Below are 19579 nucleotides of genomic sequence, written 5' to 3' on the forward strand. Positions count from 1 at the left end.
GTGAAATGAGAGTCCGTATGTCCGAGGGAAGCCCCGATTCAAATCGTCATGCCATCAGCGTCGCGCTCTTTGGCATGCTGGTCTTAACGCTGGGCATGGGAATTGGACGCTTTCTGTATACGCCGATGCTCCCGGTACTGCTGTCGGAAGGTCAGTTTACGTTTGACCAGCTCTCCTGGATTGCCAGCGCCAACTACGCCGGATATCTGGCGGGAAGCCTGCTCTTCTCCTTCGGGCTCTTCCATCTTCCCTCACGTTTACGCCCGATGTTGTTAACTTCTGCGCTCGCTACCGCAGGGTTGATTCTGGCAATGGCAAGCGTTAAGCAACCCGCGCTGGTGATGATGATCCGTTTTCTGGCAGGCGTCGCCAGTGCCGGTATGATGATCTTTGGTTCGATGATCGTCCTGCATCATACCCGGCATCCCTTCGTGATCGCCGCATTGTTCTCCGGCGTTGGCGCAGGCATTTTGCTGGGCAATGAATATGTCATCAGCGGTCTGCATTTTGCGCTGTCATCGCACACGCTCTGGCTGGGGGCAGCGGCAGCTTCCGCTGTATTCTTTGTGCTACTCGTTATGCTCCTGCCATCTCGCGACCATGCGCTCCCCGCCGCCACACCGGTAAAAACAGAGCATCAGCCTATGTCCTGGTGGCTGCTGGCGCTACTGTATGGATTAGCCGGATTTGGCTACATCATTGTCGCTACATACCTGCCACTGATGGCGAAAAGTGCCGGGTCGCCGCTGCTGACGGCCCATCTCTGGTCGTTGGTCGGCATATCGATTATTCCGGGTTGTTTCGCCTGGCTGTGGGCAGCCCGACGCTGGGGGGTATTGCAATGCCTGACGGCGAATTTACTGATCCAAAGCGCCTGCGTGGTCATGACGCTCGCCAGCGACTCCTTGCCGCTGCTGGTGATAAGCAGCGTGGGTTTTGGTGCAACGTTTATGGGTACCACTTCGCTGGTCATGCCGCTCGCCCGTCAACTTAGCGTACCGCGCAATATTAATCTGCTGGGCCTGGTCACCCTGACTTACGGTATTGGGCAAATACTCGGGCCGCTCTTAACCAGCCTGCTGGGAAGCGGCGCTCAAGCGATCGTTAACGCCACGCTATGCGGTGCCGTCGCCTTGTTTATTGCGGCACTGATCAGCCTCACACAATTATACAAACAGCGTTTTGCCTCCCCCAAAAGGGTATAATCGACAACCTTATAAACAGGTATCTTAGGATTAGTCCGCAATCAAATGTCAACATTTAATAAACCACAAATAATCGGCAATTACCCGCCAGACAATTTATAATCCCCGGCTGTTCATTTATAAACTCAATTTAAAATGCGTAAAAATGGACATATTAACTCAGCATCAACACTATCTTCGGGAAAAGTACATGTCATGGTTTAAAAAAATACTACTGGGGTTAATTATTTTGGTGGGTTTAATTGACACGCTAAAGGATTATAAAGACTTTGGCCTGTTTGGCGCGTTAGGATTGTTTCTTATATTCCTGTTAACAACAACATTTTTATGGCAATGGGCTTCTGGCAGGTTACCAGAGATAACCCAGGTTCAGGCCGTATTTATTTTACTGGCCAGCGCGGTAGCCTCAATTTTTGTTATCAATATGGCAATTGCCGGAAATTTGCATGTGGATTTAATGGAGGTCATGTACGTTACCATTACGCATAATCCACTTTTTTACCTGATTCTCTGCGTGGTCGCATGGGTAAAAGTGGGCATCTGGCAATGGCTGTTTAGCGGTGGACAGGTGAAAGAGAGTCAGCCAGTTTAAACACGGCAGAGCTAAAAAAGGCGTCTTAACTAAGACGCCTTTTATGCTAGTACAACAAATTAGAACTGATAGGTCAGACCCGCAACAACCTGGTTGTCGTCGTCTTTGCCGTCGAGCAGGTTAATTTTGTAACCCACATCAGCCACGATGTTTTTGTTGAAGTAGTAATCCGTGCCCAACGCTACGTATTCAGTCAGGTCATTATTGTTGTTGTCACGCGCGTGAACGTAACCCACGTTCGGACGCAGACCAAAATCAAACACATACGCAGCCATTGCTTCAAAGTGCTCAGCTTTATCCGCATCCTGAATCAGGTTGTGGGACTCGCCGTACATGGTCGCGACGTAGATGGCATTAGCATCATATTTCAGACCCGCGCCCCAGAACTCTGCGTTTTCGCCATCCCAGCCGCTTCGTTTCTGCAGAGCAGTCACCGCACTGGTGGTGTAGGCCGCAATCGCAGATACGCCGGAATCCGCAATATTGTCATAACCCAGGGAGAAGCCATAGCCATTGCCATGCTGTTTTGCCGGGCTAATGTTAGTGTCATCCTGGCCCTGGTATTGCGCGCCAATGTTCAGACCATCAACGGCTCCAAACAGATTTTTGGTGCGGAGTGTTGCAACGCCAGCAGTACGTGTAGTAAGGAAGCGGTCAGTATCTTCAAAGGAGTCGCCGCCGAACTCTGAAAGAGTGTCAGTGTAAGCTCCCACGTCGTAAGCAATACCGTAGTTACGACCGTAGTCAAAGCTAACGTCATGGCCATAATCCAGGCCAGCAAACGCCAGACGTGTATTGACGCCATTCTGAGAACCTTCTGCTTTAGAGGCATCAAACTGACTTTCAAATTGGCCATAACCGGTCAGTTGATCGTTGATTTGTGTCTCACCGCGAAAACCCAGACGCGCGTATGTACCGTCGGCATCGGTGCCGCCAGTCCAGGAATGGACCGCTTTTACTTTGCCGTACAGATCCAGTTTGTTGCCATCTTTATTATAAATTTCCGCTGCATGAACGGAGGTTACCCCTAATACCATTACAGCTAATGCCACTGCTGACTTTTTCATGTTATTACTCACTTTTAATTGTGAATTTTGCTATCAACTTTGTTATGAAGGCAGAATACCCGCATAAAAAAGCCCCCTATGGAAAAGGGGAAAACCTCTAACACACCAATGAAGGTAATAATAAAGTGGCAAGACACATATCATTTTGGGTTAAATAAAACCCGAACAGAGAGTAATTACTTAGATTCTTCGTTTACGCTCTCATTAACAGAGCGATATAACATTATTGCTTCGGCAATAATATCTTGTTTACTTTTACGGGTTTCAAATGCCAGCGTACGAACATATTCCCACAGAGAGGTATCGACACGGGCACTTAAAAGAACCATATCTTTTGAACGGGTACCCCTGGCCTTTCTAATATCGGGGTAATCTCGAGAGGGCATTATCATCTCCTGAACGCAAACACGCTTATGGCGATGAAATATGCAGTCAGTGTAAAAACATGTCAACGGCAAAATACAGTGACAATAGTAATGAAACTGTTAATAACGGACAAAAAACTGGAACAGCATTTCAAATGAAAGATAACTTGATTATAGAATAATGTGTAATTTTAACTTTACATATATTCATTTTATTCATTTGATTAAAAAAGCCAGAACTATTGACAATAAACATGACCTCAAATCAAAACATCATTACAGCCAATAAGTTACGTGCCGTTATTAATGTCTACATTTCCGTGAAGCGCCTGTTTTTATGCACTGTTATTCCGGGCTGCTTCGCTCTGACCACCGCGTAAATCAGTTTGATTCTCACTTAACACAGGCCCATTTTGTCTAAAAATAAGCACGGAAAGGTAAAAATAAGGTAAAGAATGCATTTTTTCGCATGCAAAAATAAGTTGTTTTTAATTGATATAAATCAATTTTCACCGCGTAACGACGGAGGAAAAATCATCATCTGAGGTGATGGAAACCTTTTTTTTACGTGACGTTCATGACGAGAAAAAGCGTTGTTATGCAATAAACTTTTGTGCTGAAAAGTGTCGCGCGGGCTGCAACAGCCCGCATGGGAGAGGAAGGAAAATCAGGCGTTAACTTTATCCAGCGGCCAGGAATCAAACAGATAACCATCAAAGTCGATGTCATCAACATTTGAAAACTCCAGCAGGCGCTGTTTGACGTTTTCCAGATGCTGCCACATTGCCAGCTTGGCTGCGCGGGCATCCTTTTTGATTAATGCCGCCAGGATCTGTTTGTGGTCACCCATCCACTCTTTACGGTAATGGGTATCGTCAAGGTGGCTATGGAGCTGGATCCACATCGGGTTGTTTTCACGCCACTGCCATGACTGGCGAAACAGCTCCACCAGCATGCTGTTATGCGTGGCTTCAGCTATGGCGAGATGGAACTGCATGTCGCCGCTTTCAGAACCGTTCGCTTCGCTGGAGGCCAGCTCCCGCTCTTCCAGCTGTAACGCCTGGCGCATTTTAACGATATCTTCACGCGTAGCCTGCAGCGCGGCGAATTCGGCGATATTGCTTTCCAGCAGCTGTCGCGCCTGCAGCAGCTCAAACGGGCCCGCGTCATTGCAATGATTGACATCCGTACTGTCGATGGTCTGCGCATCTGCATTGTCGAGTACGTAGATCCCGGCGCCGCGACGCACGTCCACCAGACCTTTAATTTCCAGCATAATTAACGCTTCGCGAACCACCGTGCGAGTGACGTTGAGCATCTCAGCAATTTCACGTTCCGGCGGCAAACGCTCCCCGGGCTGGTACGGCGTCTGGACAATCAGATCGCGGATCATTGCACCCACTTCCTGGTAGGGTCTTTGTTGAGAAGTGTTCGATTTCATCGTGTTATGTCCGTCAGATGCGTCAATTCAGATCCGTAGGCCGGATAAGGCACATGCGCTGCCATCCGACACCTGTGCCGTTGGCTGATGGCGACGCTGACGCATCTTATCAAGCCTACAAAAAACGTTTTTTCGCCTGAACTATAGCATTTGCGGGAAGCCAAAAACAGAAAACGGGTCAACCAAATCAGCATTTTGATTGACCCGTCATACTTCGGGGATTATGCGTCAGCGCCTAACGCCGCAACGCACTCGCGTGCACCGTGTTCACACAGCTGTTGATACGTCGCGATAACTGTCTCCACAAAATCAGCGTTTTCCGCCAGATCATGGCCAAAAATGCCGCTCAGCCCCAGCAGCGCCGTCACGCGTTCGGCCCCCTGGAACTGTTGGTTAATGCGCTGGAACTCAGCCAGCAAGGGGTCGACAACATCAATGGCCTGCCCCTGTTCATCCACGCCACGGGTGTAGCGCATCCAGCCCGCCACGCCCAGCGCCAGGTGACGCCAGTCGCTGGCGTTTTGCAGATGCAGACGCACCGGATCCAGCAGGCGCTGCGGCAATTTCTGGCTGCCGTCCATCGCAATCTGCCAGGTGCGGTGACGCAGTGATGGGTTGCTGAAACGCTCGATGAGCAGCGTCGCATAGGCGTTAAGATCGGTGCCTTCTGGCATCGACAGCGTCGGCGCTTGCTCCTGCATCATCAGCGCGAACGCCGCTTTGCGGTACGCCGGATTTGTCATGGTATCAGCGATAGTTTCATAGCCGCCGAGATAGCCCAAATACGCGAGGAAAGAGTGGCTGCCGTTGAGCATACGCAGTTTCATCATTTCAAACGGCACCACATCGGCAACGAACTGTGCACCAACGTTGTCCCAGTCAGGGCGACCGTTGACAAAGTTATCTTCGATAACCCACTGACGGAATGGCTCACAGGCGATAGCACACGGATCGTACACGCCCAACTGGTCGGCAATCTCTTGCAACGTTTCTGGCGTCGCCGCCGGAACAATGCGGTCGACCATGGTGCACGGGAAAGTGGCGTTAGCCTCAATCCACTGCGCCAGCTGCGGGTCGCGCGCCTGCGCCAGACCCAGCACCGCGACTTTCGCCACATGACCATTTTCACGCACGTTATCGCAAGACATCACGGTAAAGGCCGCAAGCCCTTGCTCACGACGCAGATGCAGCGCCTGTACGATGTAACCAATCGCCGATTTCGGCGTGCCTGGATTCGCCAGATCGTGTTTAATCAGCGGGTTATTGAGATCTAACTGTCCGCTGGCAGCATCGGTGCAGTAGCCTTTTTCCGTGACCGTCAGCGAGACAATTGCCGTCTGCGGGCGCGCCATAGCCTGTAAAATACCATCACAGCCGTCAAGCTCCGGGTGCAACGCTTCTTTCATCGAGCCAATCACTTTCAGCACGGTGTTGTCCGCGCCTTTTTCCGCCACGGTATACAGCAGTTGCTGTTTGCGCAGGTTTTCAATCAGCACGCGGTCGTTACCCGGCATCAGGTTAACTTCACAGATCCCCCAGTCACTGTCGGTGGTTTCCAACAGATGATGGGTGTACAGCGCCTGGTGCGCGCGGTGAAATGCGCCGCATCCCAGGTGAACAATACGGGATTGCAGGCGCGAGCTGTCCCATGCAGGGCGAGCAACCGGCAGGTTGCTATTGGCAATTGTCGTTGTCATCGTGAACTCCAGAACCCGTTGAATGACCAACGGAAGAGAAAAGAAAAAGCCGGCCAGACAGGTGACCAGCAACTCGCTTTAGCGGCTAAAGAAAGCGCGCTGGATAGCCATCTCAACGCCACGCACTTCCGCCAGCCCTTTCAGGCGACCAATCGCGGAGTAGCCTGGGTTGGTTTTCTTTTTCAGATCGTCAAGCATCTGATGGCCGTGGTCCGGACGCATTGGGATCAGGTCCTCTTTACCCTCGGCTTTACGGCGCTGCTCTTCCTCAACGATCGCTTTCACGACTTCGTACATATCGACGTCGCCGTTAAGATGCGCCGCTTCATGGAAGGTTTTCGGGTTATCTTCACGCAGCGTGGAGCGCAGGTGGGTGAAGTAAATACGTGGGCCAAACTGTTTGATCATGTTGACCAGATCGTTGTCCGCCCGGACGCCGTAGGAGCCGGTGCACATGGTAAAACCGTTCGCCATGCTGTTGACCGTATCGACCATCCATTGCATATCTTCCACGGTGGAAACAATGCGCGGCAGGCCGAGGATTGGGCGCGGCGGATCGTCCGGGTGTACCGCCATCCGCACGCCTGCTTCTTCCGCCACAGGAATAATTGCTTTCAGGAAGACGGCAAAGTTCTCACGCAGTGCGGCTTTATCGATATCTTTATAACGCGCAAGATGCTGGCGGAACTGGTCAAGCGTATAGCCCTCTTCCGCGCCTGGCAGACCGGCGATGATATTGCGGGTCAGACGCGCTTTGTCTTCATCGCTCATGGTGGCAAAGCGTTCATTCGCCTGAGCAATCTCTTCGGCGGTGTAATCCGCTTCCGCGCCCGAGCGTTTGAGGATGTGCAGCTCAAAGGCGGCGAATTCAATCTGGTCAAAACGCAGCGCTTTGGAGCCGTCCGGCAGGACGTATTCCAGGTCGGTACGGGTCCAGTCGAGAACCGGCATAAAGTTGTAGCACACGGTACGAATGCCGCACTGGGCCAGGTTACGCAGGCTTTGCTGGTAGTTGGCGATCCACTGCTGATAGTTACCAGAACGGGTTTTAATGTCTTCGTGAATCGGTACGCTTTCGACGACCGACCAGACCAGGCCCGCCTGCTCAATAATGGCTTTGCGTTTTAGGATCTCATCAACCGTCCACACTTCCCCGTTCGGGATATGGTGCAAGGCGGTGACCACGCCCGTGGCACCCGCCTGACGTACATCCGCTAAGGTGACCGGATCGTTAGGACCATACCAGCGCCATGTCTGTTCCATCTTTTATTCCTCATTTACGTTATGGACTCGACGATATGGCACATAAATTCCTCCTTTTGGTATGACATGTCAACCTGAAGGAGTGAATTGGTTAACCAAATCACGATTTTTGCTGATTAGATCGCCATTTTGCGGCCAGGAAGCGCAGTAAAGATGTAAACATGTAACGCAATGTGACATTCATCGCATCAATGGTTAACCAATACGGATAACATCTCAACCAAAATCATAATAGTTCAACCAATAAAGGTAGACGTTATATGCATGTTCTCAATATTCTGTGGGTCGTATTCGGCATCGGTCTGATGCTGGTGCTCAATCTAAGATTCAAAATAAACTCGATGGTCGCCCTGCTGCTGGCGGCGCTCTCGGTCGGCATGCTGGCGGGTATGGACTTAATGGCGCTGCTGCACACCATGAAATCCGGCTTTGGCAGCACGCTGGGTGAGTTGGCGATTATCGTGGTATTCGGGGCAGTCATCGGTAAGCTGATGGTCGATTCCGGAGCGGCGCATCAGATTGCTCATACGCTGCTGGCGCGACTCGGTCTGCGCTATGTACAGCTGTCGGTGATCATTATTGGTCTGATTTTTGGCCTGGCGATGTTCTATGAAGTGGCGTTTATTATGCTGGCGCCGCTGGTGATCGTCATTGCCGCAGAAGCGAAGATCCCGTTCCTCAAGCTGGCGATTCCTGCCGTTGCCGCCGCCACCACCGCCCACTCGCTGTTCCCGCCGCAGCCAGGTCCGGTCGCACTGGTTAACGCCTACGGCGCTGACATGGGTATGGTCTACATCTACGGTATTCTGGTGACTATTCCGAGCGTGATCTGCGCCGGGCTTATCCTGCCGAAGTTCCTCGGCAACCTCGATCGCCCGACGCCGTCATTCATGAAGGCCGACGTACCGGTTGACCAGAACAATTTACCGTCTTTCGGCGTCTCTATTCTGGTTCCGCTGATCCCGGCGATCATCATGATCTCCACCACCATCGCCAACATCTGGCTGGTGAAAGGAACGCAGGCGTGGGAAGTGGTCAACTTCTTAGGCTCCTCGCCAATTGCGATGTTTATCGCCATGATTGTCGCCTTCGTGCTGTTTGGTACCGCGCGTGGTCACGACATGCAGTGGGTGATGAACGCCTTTGAAAACGCGGTGAAAAGCATCGCCATGGTGATCCTGATCATCGGCGCGGGCGGCGTACTGAAGCAGACCATTATCGATACCGGCATCGGCGATACCATCGGCATGCTGATGTCGCACGGCAATATTTCTCCATACATCATGGCGTGGTTGATAACCGTGCTTATTCGTCTGGCAACCGGTCAGGGCGTGGTCTCAGCCATGACGGCGGCGGGGATTATCAGCGCAGCCATTCTCGACCCGGCAACCGGTCAACTGGTGGGCGTCGATCCGGCGTTGCTGGTACTGGCGACGGCGGCTGGCTCCAACACCCTGACCCATATCAACGATGCCTCGTTCTGGCTGTTCAAAGGCTACTTCGACCTGTCGGTGAAGGATACGCTGAAAACCTGGGGTCTGCTGGAGCTGGTGAACTCCGTGGTTGGTCTGATTATCGTGTTGATCATCAGCCTGATTGCATAACGTCGATACCGCTCTGGCCCGCAGCGCCAGAGCGGTTCTTCTCCTGCCTTAACAATCCTCAATAATCAGATACACCGCCTTCACCGGGCCATGCACCCCAACCACCTTGATAAGCTCAATATCCGCCGTCGAGCTGGGTCCACTGATAATGTTAATGCACGATGGCATACGCTCACCGGCCTGCGCTTTCTGATGCAGTTTTTCTGCCAGTTGCGCCACGCGCGGCAGGATGGTGCTTTTACGCAGCACGAAAATCGAGGACTCCGGCAACAGGCTCAAAGAACGCCCGCGCTCCGGCGCGGAAAACAGCACCACGCCGCCGGACTCGGTCAGGCCATACTCGGCATACACCACGCCGACTTTCGCCTGCTCGGCCTCGGTAATATTTTCGCTGCCTCGCGCCGGATCCCAGACCACTGCGTTGCATTCCTGCTGCAAACGTTCGGTGATGCCCAGCGCCACCAGTCGGCTGTCGCCGCTCAGCACTACCGGCTGACCCAATTCTTCACACAGGCGTAGCGCTGCTTCTGCGGCCTGGTCCTCGCGAGTCAGTTCACAGCGGGCCAGCATCACTTCGCTGGCGAACTGGATAAACGCATCGCAGCGCTGCTGCGGGCTAAGTTCGGTCAGGCGCTCGTTGGCATAATTGTTAACCGGCGCGGCATCCGCTTGCGGTTCGAAACGCGGCGGGCGACCCAGCGCCTGGGCGATGGTGTTTAAAAACGCGGTACGGTTATCCATTCTTTTTCTCCTGCGCCTGATGTTTCTTAAACCAGCTGCGGAAGCTCTCGCCGTCAGCATCAGGCAGATCGCGCGCCTCCATCCAGTCACCAATCGCGCCAACCTTGAGCGGGGTTTTCCCGCCATTGATAAACCAGCTTGCCGCATGCGCGCCCGCCATCATCCCCACTTTCCACAGCCCCGGATGGCTATTGGCATAAGCGAACATTTTGATCGCCCGTCGCTCGGCTTTCGGGGTAATGCCCTCCTCGGCCATCACCCGACGATGACGCAGGATCAGTTTTGACAGCGGAATACGCACCGGGCAGACGCTGTCACAGGCCGTGCATAAAGAACAGGCGTACGGCAGGTCTTTAAAATCTTTATAGCCGCCGAGCAGCGGAGAAATCACCGCGCCGATAGGTCCAGGATAGATAGAGCCATAGCCGTGCCCGCCAATGTGGCGATACGCCGGGCAGGTGTTCATACAGGCCCCGCAGCGGATGCAGCGCAGCACATCGCGAAACTCAGAGCCCAGCACCTGCGAGCGACCGTTATCGACAATCACCAGATGGAACTCTTCCGGTCCGTCCACGTTATCCGCCTCACGCGGGCCGGTCAGCCAGGTGTTATAGCCCGTCAGACGAGCGCCCACGGCGCTGCGCGCCAGCATGGTGATCAGCACATCCACATCAGCAAAGGTTGGCGCGATACGCTCCATGCCCATCACCGCAATGTGTGTTTTCGGCAGCGTGGTGCACATGCGCGCGTTGCCTTCGTTGGTCACCAGGCATACTGAACCGGTTTCCGCCACGGCAAAGTTACAGCCGGTAATACCGATTTCGGCACTCAGGAAATCCTCGCGGATCTTCTGGCGAATGAACAAGGTCATAGCTTCCGGGGTTTCCGGGCCGTCATACCCCAGACGCTCGTTCAGCACGCGGCGGATCTGATAGCGATCTTTATGAATAGCCGGGACCACGACGTGCGAAGGTGGATCCTGATCCAATTGCAGGATGTATTCCCCGAGATCGGTTTCGATCACCTGGATTCCCGCATCCTGCAGGACATGGTTGACGCCGATCTCCTCGGTCACCATCGACTTGGACTTCACCACCTTCTTCGCGTTTTTGCTTCGCGCGACCTGCAGAATGTAGGCGGTGGCCTCTTCTTTGGTTTTGGCGAAATAGACGTGGCCGCCGTTTTGCGTCACTTTCTCGGAGAGTTGATACAGGTAAGCGTCGAGGTTGCTCAGCACGTGATCGCGGATCTGGCTGGCACGATCGCGCCAGTCTTCCCAGTGGCCTAACTCATCGACCATTTTTTGTCGATTTGCGCCAATACGCTCCTGCGCATTGGCCACGGCTTTGCGCATGATCGGATCTTCTATCTGCTGACGAATGCGCAGTTTAAATTCTACATCGCTGGTTTTTATCGACATCTCTTTCCCCTCAGCGGCTCATCAGCACTTCAGCAATATGCATCACTTTGACCGGCTGGCCTTCCCGTTGCAGTCGACCGCCAATGTTCAGCAGGCAACTGACGTCTGCGCCAATCAAATATTCCGGCTGCGCATCCATCAAATGTAAGACTTTCTCTTTCACCATCTCGCCGGATATCTCGGCCATTTTGACCGAAAACGTCCCGCCAAAGCCGCAGCAGGTATCCTGATCGGCAAACGTCAGCAGCTCCAGCCCGCGCACGTTTTTCAGCAGCGTGAGCGGCTCTTCCTTAACTCCCAGCTTTCGAGTCAGGCTACAAGAGGGATGATAGACAGCGCGGCCCTGCAGGCTCGCGCCGACGTCCACCACGCCCAGCTTGTTGACGATAAAGGAGGTGAGATCCTGCATACGCGCGGCGACTTTTTCGGCACGCAGCGCCCATTCCGGTTCATCGGCCAGATACGTCGGATAGCTTTTTACCGCGTAGGTACAGGAGCCTGCTGGCGAGATAATCGGATCGTCGTTGTCTTCCAGGGCGGCGATCAGGTTTTTCATCCCGGGGATCGCCTCTTTGATGTAACCGCTGTTGATGGCTGGCTGACCGCAACACCCTTGCTTCTCGGGGAAATTAACGCGACAACCCAGTTTTTCCAGCAGCAATACGGAGTCTCGTGCCATCCGTGATTTCAGTGCGTCACCAATGCAGGTAACAAAGAAATTTACATTCACAATAACTACTCCATTGCTTCATTTCTGTTTATTGCGCTTGATATCGCGATATCAAGCAAAGGTTCAGCCGTATTTCACGCCCAGTTTTTCTGTTTGCTGTTTTTACTAATACCTGGGTTCATGGTGATGCTCGGGTCGTTTTCCTTTGATGCCGACTCTCCGCTTCTTAAGTCAGGACAGTCGCATATGTCTGTATTTTCATTTGTATGACAAAACCAAATAATCCCCTAATCACCCCCCATATGCAACAACCAGGTTTATTTCTTTCGGTCTCGCTCACATTTTTATATTTAAAACCACAGCGTTATGAACACCTTAAAAACAGTTTCAGGTGCTTACTATTCTCATCACCAGCATTATTAAAAAGGTTATCATATAACTATTTATAGGTATTCAGCTTACTCTTAAGTATATTTACCTGGCATTGGATTTTAATTAAAAGATTACAATAGTTACAAAACCACAAATCATAATTACTTTATTCACTGAAGCGATTCAGTTTACATACTTTATTAACCCAGCAATGTAGCCTCCCCACCATAAATATAAATCAGGTTTAATGAACCAATCAGGAATAGCAATGAACGAATATTTTATGTTTGCCCTGGCACTCTCTCCTTTACTACTGATGGTATTTTTAATATTGAAATTGAAAATGCCCATCCATTATTCCGTGTTGATCTCTTTGGTATTCACTGCCGCGCTGTCGGCCATATTCTGGGAAATGCCCGTACAGAATCTGAAAGCCGCGATAGGCTATGGCGCCCTGAAGGGGTTATGGCCGATTGTGATTGTGATCCTCGGCGCCATCTTCAGTTATAACGTCATGCAGGCGACCAAGGCGCTGGATATTCTGCGCGATATTCTCGCCAGCATTAGCGAAGATAAGCGTATTCAGGTGCTACTGATTTCATGGTGCTTCGGCGGATTCCTTGAAGCCGCGGCAGGTTATGGCACGGCGGTCGCCATTCCGATCGGCATTCTCATTGCGCTGGGATTCAACCCGCTGAAGGCGGCGATCGCTTCCCTCGTGGCGAATACCGTTCCCACCGCGTTCGGCGCGGTCGGGATCCCGGTTTCTATTCTGGCGGAACAGGTTAATCTGTCGGTGTATACCTTAGGCGGAACCATTATTCTGCAGCTCGCGCTGTTTAATATCCTGCTGCCGTTTGTCATTGTCTGCATTATTGGCGGCGGCCTGAAAGCCATTCGTGGCGTATTTCTGATCACGCTGATTTGCGGCATCACCACGCTGGTTCCGCAATATTTTGTCGCCATTCATCTTGGCGCGGAATTGCCCGCCTTTGCCGGTAGCCTGGTCAGCCTGTTTGCCGTGGCGATGGTCAGCCGCCTGCGCAAAGGGAAAACCGATCCCGAGTGGCGCATTGAGGTCAGCCATACCCGCGAAACCACGCCGCGCTCGGCAAAAGTGTTGTTCCGCGTAGGCTCTATCTATCTGTTTATTTTTGTTTTTATCCTGCTGTGCTCACCGCTGTTCCCGACGATCAAAGGCGCGGCGTCCCAACTGGCCTCGGTGCTGCATTTCACGCTCGCCGACGGCAACACGCTGGCGCTGAAAGTTGAATGGGTGACCACGCCGGGGATGCTGATCATCTTTGCGACCCTTATCGGCGGTTTTATTCAGGGAGCGTCCGCACGCGGGATGCTGGAAGTGTTTATCAAAACCATTTTCCAGCTTAAAAATTCCATTGTGGCGATTATGGCGATTGTCGCGCTGGCCACGGTGATGGATCTCAGCGGGATTATCTCCACGCTGGCCCAGTCGATTGTCGATCTGACCGGCAGTTCCTACGTCTTCCTCGCCCCAGTGATTGGCGCGCTGGGCACGTTTGTTACCGGCAGCGATACCAACTCGAATATTTTGTTCGGCAAACTGCAAACCATTGCCGCCAGTAAACTGCATATCGATCCCAACTGGCTCGCGGCGGCGAATACTTCTGGTGCAACGGGGGGGAAAATGATTTCGCCGCAGAGTATCGCCATTGCAGTTTCAGCCACCAAAATGGACGGACAGGCCAACCAGATAATGTCTGGCACCATGAAATACTGCTGCGCCTATATTGTGATCCTCGGCCTGAAAGTCGGTCTCTTTTATTACTGGTTTATGGCGTAATCCATTGTCAACCCCGTCAAATTCACGGCAACCGTATTTGACGACGCGGTGACCAAAAAGGTTTACACCGCTTCAGGATCGAAACGAAGCGACTGGCTTTACGATTTGTCGGCGCTGACTAAAATAGCGCCGATGTTTCAAATCGAGGATTGTTGTTATGTTGTTCTGGAAAAAGATGGTGAAGAAGTTCGACGCCTTTTCCGCGTTGATCCCACCACGCTACTTCCGCGTGTAATGCCTGGCGCTAATGCCTGATGGCGCTTCGCTTATCGGGCCTACGTTTCACGCTCATTTGTAGGCCGGATAAGGCGCAAGCGCCGCATCCGGCAGCAGAGAAAAATGTTCTCCCCTTTCACTTACGCAGCCCGCACGCTCTTAACACCCTGACCCACAGACGAAGCCATGCAAAACGGTAGATCAGCGGATGCTGAAATCGTAGCAGTGTCAGAAACATAGAGCCTCCTTGCGGCGCTACAGCACCGTTGCCAGATAGCGAATTTGCGGCTCCATTATCTGGTGACGCGCGTCTATCAGCCGCAGTTCATACGAGTCGTGCTCTTTCGTCAGCCGCATCACCGCGTCGACGACACTGGTGGTCCGCTCCAGCGCCTGCTTGTCCTCATAACCGTTGAGCAGTGAAGCCAGCATCACGCTGCAAATCAGATCCCCAACGCCCACCGGCATTTTGGCAAAGGTATACAGCGGCCGGGCGATGTGTAACGTCTGTTCCGCCGTCACCAGCAGCATTTCAAACGCCTGTTTGTCGCGCGAGCAGTCGCCGAGATGTTTCACCAGCACCTTCTTCACGCCCCACGCCACCAACTGCTGCGCCGCTTCCACCACCTCGTCAAAACTACGTAGTTGTCTGCCCGTCAGCACGCCCAGCTCATAGAGATTCGGCCCCATCACATCGGCCAGTTGAATGGCGTCATCGACAAAAAAGGACTCCACGCCCTGCGCGACGATGCAGCCTTTTTGCGGGTCGCCCATTACCGGATCGCAAAAATAGAGCGCCTGCGGATTACGCTGGCGAATGGTGGTGACCGCGAGCTTCACCTCTTCGCAATGGCGTTTGTCCCCGAGATACCCGGACAGCACGGCATCGCATTGCGCCAGTTTTTGCAGATCATCCAGCCCGCTGATGATGGCGCTCAGCTCGCCGTGCGGCATCGCCATGCCCTGCCACATCCCGTACTGGGTGTGGTTGGAAAACTGTACGGTGTAAAACGGCCAGACATCGATCCCCGAGAGCTGCATCGGCAACACGGCGGCTTTATTTCCGGCATAGCCATAAACGACTGACGACTGAACAGACAACACGTTTTTCATTTTGACTCCGTCTAGCGAAACGTTGGCAGCAGACCAAATACGTCCAGAACAACCGTCAGATAGACAACCGCCCCACAGACAATGACCAGATTGAGCACGGTGTTATTACACGGCGCGGTATAGCTGGCGGTCGGAAAACGTTTCCGCGCCGCTTTCACCAGGAACGGCGGCAGGATCACGCTCCAGATGGTAAAGGCCAGACCGGCGTAACCAATGGCGTGGACAAACCCGTTCGGGAAGAAGAAGCACACGGCGGCTGGCGGGAAGTAGGTCACCAGCGCGGTTTTCAGGCGACCCATGCCGTCATCCGGGAAGTGAAACAGGTCGGCTATGTAATCGAACAGGCCAAGCGTCGCCGCCAGCAGGGAACTGGCTACCGCAAAGTTGCCGAAGAAGGTCAGGATCAGATCCATATAACGGCTGGTGAACAGCCCGCTGATAGCCTCGACAAACACGTCGATATTGCCGCCTTTGGCGATAATTGGCGGGAACGAGGAACGACTGATGTTGCCCATCGTGACGCCCAGCCAGAAGATATACAGCAGCAGGGCAAACAGCGTGCCGATGATAATCGAACGCGTAATATTCGAGATCCCGCTCGTACCATACAGCTTCACCAGGCTCGGCACGTTACCGTGAAAACCAAACGAGATAATGCAGAACGGCAGCGTCATCAGGATATACGGCAGGTACTGCGAATTGGGCAGCGCCACCGCCACGCTGTCGACGAGTTTCGCCACTTCGATATGACCCACCAGGCCAGAAAAGGTGGCAAAGAACGCGATAAACTTACCGATAATCAACACGGTAGTAATACGTCCAACCAACAAGGAGCTGTACCAGGCAATCGCCCCGACCAGCATACTGACGATCACCACCGAGATATTCGCCGGAAAGCGCACGCCGCTGTATTTGAACACGGTTTGCGCCATCACCGCCGACGAACCAGATATATAGGCATAGGTCAGAATATACAGCACAAAGCCGAAAGCGATACCGACCACAATATTCCACTTTCGGCCTAATAAATCCTGAGTAAAGGTATTAAAACTGGCACCGGCGCCATAATGCAGATTAACTTCGACCAGCATCAGACCGGTTAATAACATCATGATGGCGATAAACAGAAGAATAACTGACGCACCGGGGAACCATACGCCAGCCATCGCAATCGGCAGGGAAAACATCCCTCCACCCACTACGGTCGCGATAACCAACATGGTTCCGCTAATCAGTCCGGGGGTACTACTCTGTCGCTCAATGGCATTAATATCCATGATAAATGTTCCTGTAGACTATTCGTTATAATTACAGCTGTCATTTGTACATCATGCGGATAATAAAAATGTCGGAGTCAGGGTTTACTTTTGTAGTTATGTCACGGTAACGGGCACCGCAAAGGCTTCCTGTTCATGGAAAAGAAATACAAAAAAGCCCCATCCTGAGATGGGGCCATAATTATTATTTAGATATAGTCAAAGCGTGCAGTAAAGAAACGGAGCTGCTTCGGCTCGTAAATAAACTTCAGCCCGCGAATATCTTCTTTGTGCTGGTAAAGTTTAATAATACCGTCAGCCACCACATCCATATGCGCGTAAGTATAAACGCGGCGTGGAATAGTCAGACGCACGGTTTCCAGTTTCGGCCTGTGGTGTTCACCAGTCACGTTATTACGGCCCGCAGAGATAATTCCGCGCTCCATACTACGTACGCCGGTTTCCACATAGATACTGGCAGCCAGGCTTTGCGCCGGGAACTCGTCCTGCGTCAGATGCTCGCAGAAGCGACGCGCATCAAGGAATACCGCGTGACCGCCCACCGGTTCAACAATCGGTACACCAGCGGCTTTCAGCTTGTCGCCCAGATAGCGAACCTGCTTCACGCGGTGCTCGATGTACTCATACTGCATAGCTTCGCGCAGACCAATCGCCATGGCTTCCATGTCGCGTCCGGCCAGGCCGCCGTAAGATGGCATGCCTTCGTAGACAACGACTAACTCTTTGGCAGAAGAGAACATTTCGTCATCGTTCATGCACAGGAAGCCGCCGATGTTCACCAGACAGTCTTTTTTACCACTCATGGTGCAACCGTCGGCGTAGCTGAACATCTCATGCACGATCTCGGCGATGCTCTTGTTCTCAAAGCCCTGCTCTTGCTCTTTGATAAAGTAGGCGTTTTCTACGCAGCGGGTAGCGTCGTAGAACACTTTAATGCCATGTGCTGCAGTCAGTTCACGCACCGCGCGCATGTTAGCCATGGAGACCGGCTGCCCGCCTGCGAGGTTAACCGTGACTGCCAGGCAAATATAGGCAATATTCTCGGCGCCTTTTTCATCAATCAGTTTTTGTAATTTTTTAAGATCGATATCACCTTTAAAAGCAATATTCAGACCGGCATCGTGCGCTTCGTCACGAACGATATCGACAAACACCGCACCATTTTTTTCCTGGTGATAACGGGTGGTAGTGAAATACATATTCCCGGCAACATATTGCCCCGGTTTAATTGCCAACTGCGATAACAGGTTTTCTGCGCCGCGCCCCTGGTGAGTAGGAACAATATGTTTAAAGCCAAACAGTTCCTGCACGGTTCTTTCCAGATGATAGAAGTTTTCGCTGCCCGCGTAGGCTTCATCACCCATCATCATTCCGGCCCACTGCTTGTCGCTCATTGCGTTAGTGCCACTGTCTGTCAGCAGGTCAATATAAATATCTTTCGAATTTAACAGGAAAGTATTGTATCCCGCTTCCTGCATTTTCTTAAGGCGTTCATCACGCGGGATCATAGATACAGTTTCAACGCTTTTAATACGGAAGGGTTCTGCCGGATAATTCATTTTGTTTCTCCAGTAACAGTGGTCATGTACGTATTAATGTGAAGTAAAGCATACCTGGTTCATCAATAAAGTCTGATGAAATATAACTATTCGCCTCCTGAGTCAGGGGGAGAAATAATGTGGAGGCACTATGCAAGATTTAATTGATTATGGAAATAGCCTGGTCAACATTAATCACTGGCAATAATTTAAAAAGCTGTAAATGTAGGTGATGCAAATCACACGTCATTTTTTTACCCGTTCATATTCAACAAGTTTTTTTTTGCGTGTTGATTTGCCATTTGCGATGGTGCCCCCGTGGAGAGGGGAAATACTGAAAACTTAACTTTCCAGGCTGTGCTCATACTGTATTGCTGAATGAGTACACCCCATTTTGTGAGAGTCGGATCACTTCACGGGTTTATATTTGTGATTCACATCACTAAAAGTGTAAAGCAAAGTGTACAAAACAGTGTTGTTTCAGAGTTTGCTATTTGATTCAGTGAGTTAGATCACATTTTTGTCTGATACAGATGGGCGTTATTTTCTGGAAATGGCAGGTATCAGGAGGATGGGACAGGAATGAATTTATACGGTGAATAATACTATGTTTATTGGGATAGAGAGGATTTCTATTTATTCCGAAAGCGTGCTAATCGCGCTTATTTCATGTTATTTACATCTGGACTTCCCGCCAATTACTGGGGTAATTTACAGGGGTTTTATTAGCGCGATGCGAAGGTGCGCCAACACCTCCGCATCGCTAATCGCAGTAACTATTATCGGAGAATAGTCACCATGACTGATACGCATTGTATTGCAGTTTCATTTGATCCAGAAGTGTACGTCGCAGATAACCGTTGCCTGAAGGTGGGTTATGCGAGCGGTTATCCTGATTACAGCCGTTTGCCGGTGAAGTATGTCCAGTTTCCGTCCATCGTGATGAAGGGCCAGTGGCTTAAAGCCGCCGGATTCGACACCGGCACCCGCGTCGATGTGCGCATAATGCAAGGCTGCATTGTGTTAACCGCCCGCGCGCCCGAACCCGAAGAGTCAGAACTGATGAAATCCCTGCGCGCCGTGGAAAAGCTCTCCGCGCGTAAGCAAAAGCAGGTGCTGGAGTTTATCGGGGTGATTGCGGGGAAAACGGCGAAGGGGTGAGAGCGTGATGGTAAT

At 51.9% G+C, this 19579-nt stretch carries 16 protein-coding genes; 5 read left to right on the forward strand and 11 right to left on the reverse strand.

Annotated elements, in window-relative coordinates:
• Positions 1–17 precede the first annotated feature (17 nt).
• Positions 18–1205 (forward strand): MFS transporter, encoded by a 1188-nt coding sequence (locus tag GFC06_RS01395; RefSeq protein WP_141875867.1) that lies wholly within the window; start codon positions 18–20, stop codon positions 1203–1205.
• Between the two features lie 190 nt (positions 1206–1395).
• Entirely contained in the window at positions 1396–1797 is a 402-nt protein-coding gene (locus tag GFC06_RS01400; protein WP_047500802.1) for a hypothetical protein, read from the forward strand.
• A 59-nt stretch (positions 1798–1856) separates the two neighbouring features.
• Here the strand turns inward: GFC06_RS01400 and GFC06_RS01405 are convergent, their stop codons facing one another.
• From GFC06_RS01405 to uxuA, 5 genes are all read right to left on the reverse strand, one after another.
• Entirely contained in the window at positions 1857–2864 is a 1008-nt protein-coding gene (locus tag GFC06_RS01405) for a porin (protein ID WP_016155597.1), read from the reverse strand.
• Positions 2865–3040: 176 nt separating this feature from the next.
• Entirely contained in the window at positions 3041–3250 is a 210-nt protein-coding gene (locus GFC06_RS01410) for a hypothetical protein (protein WP_016151558.1), read from the reverse strand.
• Positions 3251–3896: 646 nt separating this feature from the next.
• Positions 3897–4670 (reverse strand): Uxu operon transcriptional regulator, encoded by a 774-nt coding sequence (uxuR, locus tag GFC06_RS01415; RefSeq protein ID WP_029139754.1) that lies wholly within the window; start codon positions 4668–4670, stop codon positions 3897–3899.
• Between the two features lie 221 nt (positions 4671–4891).
• Positions 4892–6367, reverse strand: a complete 1476-nt coding sequence (locus GFC06_RS01420; RefSeq protein WP_153689759.1) for a fructuronate reductase — start codon at positions 6365–6367, stop codon at positions 4892–4894.
• 78 nt (positions 6368–6445) lie between these two features.
• Positions 6446–7630, reverse strand: coding sequence for a mannonate dehydratase (gene uxuA, locus GFC06_RS01425; protein ID WP_047414556.1), 1185 nt, complete (start codon positions 7628–7630; stop codon positions 6446–6448).
• A 260-nt stretch (positions 7631–7890) separates the two neighbouring features.
• Here uxuA and gntP point away from each other — a divergent pair, with 260 nt between their 5' ends.
• Complete coding sequence (gntP, locus tag GFC06_RS01430; protein WP_153689760.1) at positions 7891–9234, forward strand: gluconate permease GntP; 1344 nt, start codon at positions 7891–7893, stop codon at positions 9232–9234.
• Between the two features lie 48 nt (positions 9235–9282).
• Here gntP and GFC06_RS01435 read toward each other — a convergent pair whose 3' ends face one another.
• The 3 genes from GFC06_RS01435 to GFC06_RS01445 are packed head-to-tail and all read right to left on the reverse strand — an operon-like array spanning position 9283 to position 12125.
• Positions 9283–9975: a LutC/YkgG family protein gene (locus tag GFC06_RS01435; RefSeq protein WP_016151553.1), complete on the reverse strand. Its 693-nt coding sequence runs from the start codon at positions 9973–9975 to the stop codon at positions 9283–9285.
• Positions 9968–11395, reverse strand: coding sequence for a LutB/LldF family L-lactate oxidation iron-sulfur protein (locus GFC06_RS01440; protein ID WP_016151552.1), 1428 nt, complete (start codon positions 11393–11395; stop codon positions 9968–9970). Before GFC06_RS01440 ends, GFC06_RS01435 begins: the two co-directional genes overlap by 8 nt.
• Before the next feature lie 10 nt (positions 11396–11405).
• The gene (locus GFC06_RS01445) at positions 11406–12125 is read right to left on the reverse strand and encodes a (Fe-S)-binding protein (protein ID WP_016155592.1); all 720 of its coding nucleotides are present in this window, start codon (positions 12123–12125) and stop codon (positions 11406–11408) included.
• Positions 12126–12705: 580 nt separating this feature from the next.
• Here GFC06_RS01445 and GFC06_RS01450 point away from each other — a divergent pair.
• Entirely contained in the window at positions 12706–14259 is a 1554-nt protein-coding gene (locus GFC06_RS01450; protein WP_153689761.1) for an L-lactate permease, read from the forward strand.
• Positions 14260–14730: 471 nt separating this feature from the next.
• Here the strand turns inward: GFC06_RS01450 and pdxY are convergent, their stop codons facing one another.
• The 3 genes from pdxY to GFC06_RS01465 all read right to left on the reverse strand — a co-directional run bounded on the left by pdxY (position 14731) and on the right by GFC06_RS01465 (position 18424).
• Entirely contained in the window at positions 14731–15588 is an 858-nt protein-coding gene (gene pdxY / locus GFC06_RS01455; RefSeq protein ID WP_016155591.1) for a pyridoxal kinase PdxY, read from the reverse strand.
• Positions 15589–15599: 11 nt separating this feature from the next.
• Positions 15600–16865 (reverse strand): aromatic amino acid transporter, encoded by a 1266-nt coding sequence (locus GFC06_RS01460; RefSeq protein WP_016151548.1) that lies wholly within the window; start codon positions 16863–16865, stop codon positions 15600–15602.
• Between the two features lie 188 nt (positions 16866–17053).
• Positions 17054–18424 (reverse strand): tyrosine phenol-lyase, encoded by a 1371-nt coding sequence (locus tag GFC06_RS01465; protein WP_016155590.1) that lies wholly within the window; start codon positions 18422–18424, stop codon positions 17054–17056.
• Positions 18425–19201: 777 nt separating this feature from the next.
• On the opposite strand from GFC06_RS01465, the gene symE reads away from it, so the two are divergent.
• Positions 19202–19564 (forward strand): endoribonuclease SymE, encoded by a 363-nt coding sequence (symE, locus tag GFC06_RS01470; RefSeq protein ID WP_131347532.1) that lies wholly within the window; start codon positions 19202–19204, stop codon positions 19562–19564.
• The last annotated feature ends 15 nt before the right edge of the window (positions 19565–19579 follow it).

The organism is Citrobacter braakii (genome assembly GCF_009648935.1).
GTDB classification, from domain to species: domain Bacteria; phylum Pseudomonadota; class Gammaproteobacteria; order Enterobacterales; family Enterobacteriaceae; genus Citrobacter; species Citrobacter braakii.